A 1,661-nucleotide genomic window follows, 5' to 3' on the forward strand; every position below is an offset into this window, starting at 1 on the left:
TCCATTGTATGCCAGAATAATAAATAGAATAAATTACCAATACCAGGACGGTTATTGACAAAACTACTATTGTAATAAATTGTCCATTGTGTTGTTTTTTAGCTTTTTTAATAATATGGTCAGGATTCGCGAGAGGTGAATCATTTTCTTGTCTATTCCAGGTTTGGCTTAACTTATCATTTTTCATTTGTAATACATTTTAAAAGTGTTTTTCTAATTCTGCTCAATCGTGTTCTAACCGCTCCGTGAGCTATACCAAGTGTTTCTGCAATAGTAGCTTGAGGAATTTCTTCCAGTTCCAGAAAAATGAACGTCTTGTTGTTTTCGCTAAGCTGATTGATGCAATTGTACATTTTTAAAATTTTGTCCTCATGATTTTCTTCATCGGTGTCAGTTGAATCTGAGGCCAGTATATTATCGTTAATTTGGATATTTTTTTTTGGTTTTCTCAAAGCACCCAGGCATATATTGAGGGCTATTCTATAAATCCAGGTGCTTATAGAAGACGTTCCTTTAAAAGATTTTCTGTGCTTCCAAACTTTAATAAAAGTTTCTTGTTGCCACTCTTCCGCTAAGCTGTTGTCACCAGAGGCATAACCCAGGCACAACCTATAAACTTTAGGAGCATATTTGTTATATATTTCAGTGAATTCCTTTTCCGTGTTCATTTAGTTTGATGCTAAAACTTGTCTGATTTGCTCCATGAACCATTCAGGTTTGTCGAACATAACAAAGTGTGCGGAATTATCGGCAATTATCAAATCATAGTTTGATAAATTGGAATATTGGTTGTTGTAGGTTTGGGTAACCATTTCTTTTCCATAAGGTTTATCTGCTGCTATTATGGTTACGGGAATAGAAATATTTTTCAGATCTTCCCTTAAATCCAGTTTGAGATAATCGGTATATCCATATACATAGGTTTCCCGGTCAGCCATCACTATCCATTCTTTAATCCTTTTTTGAGTTTCCAGTTTTATACTCATTCCTTTTGACATACCAGTAGCCAGTTGTTCGAAGTCAGTCTCGTTCATTGACAACTGTTGGTTGTTAAAAGGGCTGTCGTATACCAGGTTTTCAGGATTAAAATCCGGAATCATAATTGCACCTGCGGCGGGTAGTGCATCCAGTAATACGATTTTCGATATTTTGGTATTTTCTCTACTGGCAAGCCACGTGGCTATGGTTCCTCCTAAGCTATGTCCAATTATGGTCAAATTTGTGAACTGTTGTTCGTTGATATAGTCTTCAAGAGCTTTATTTACTTTTGGAAGCCAGGGAAAATTAATAGGTTCTTTTCCTCCGAAACCCGCAAGGGTAATTACATGGCACTCGTAGTTTTTCTCTAATTGATTAACTGTTGTATCCCAACTTTCACCAGGTACGGTAAAGCCAGGAATTAGCATTATAGGGTTCCCCTTACCTGTAACTTTTACATGAATGGGTTGATTGTTTTCTTGTGCCTGAGTTGCCAAAGAAAAAAAGACTGTTAAGAATAAAAAGATGTATTTCATGATTTCTGTATTTAATTTTCGCTTTAGATGCAGAAATCAAAAAATGTTACATCTGTATCAACAATTTCCCTAATTTTTCTTTGGGCTCTCTTTTATGTACTAAACTTCTTCCAGTAAGTTCGTTAAGGCAGATAGTTTACAAAGTTA

Annotated in this window: 3 protein-coding genes; all 3 read right to left on the reverse strand. The window is 35.4% G+C overall.

Annotation, left to right across the window (positions count from 1 at the left end; translation table 11 throughout):
* Window positions 1-187: hypothetical protein (locus E1171_RS24105; RefSeq protein ID WP_222931335.1), on the reverse strand; the 187-nt coding region annotated here is incomplete at its 3' end.
* Window positions 177-668, reverse strand: a complete 492-nt coding sequence (locus E1171_RS01710) for an RNA polymerase sigma factor (RefSeq protein ID WP_155203457.1) — start codon at window positions 666-668, stop codon at window positions 177-179. The genes E1171_RS24105 and E1171_RS01710, both read right to left, overlap by 11 nt.
* Entirely contained in the window at window positions 669-1,514 is an 846-nt protein-coding gene (locus tag E1171_RS01715) for an alpha/beta fold hydrolase (RefSeq protein ID WP_155203459.1), read from the reverse strand.
* Window positions 1,515-1,661: the final 147 nt, after the last annotated feature.

It is taken from the genome of Xanthovirga aplysinae (assembly GCF_009711365.1).
In the GTDB taxonomy this organism is placed as follows: Bacteria; Bacteroidota; Bacteroidia; order Cytophagales; family Cyclobacteriaceae; genus Xanthovirga; species Xanthovirga aplysinae.

What these genes read in the sequence shown, in the direction of transcription:
- E1171_RS01710 (WP_155203457.1), bottom strand. Translation starts at nt 668, where the DNA reads ATGAACACGGAAAAGGAATTCACTGAAATATATAACAAATATGCTCCT.
- E1171_RS01715 (WP_155203459.1), bottom strand. Translation starts at nt 1,514, where the DNA reads ATGAAATACATCTTTTTATTCTTAACAGTCTTTTTTTCTTTGGCAACT.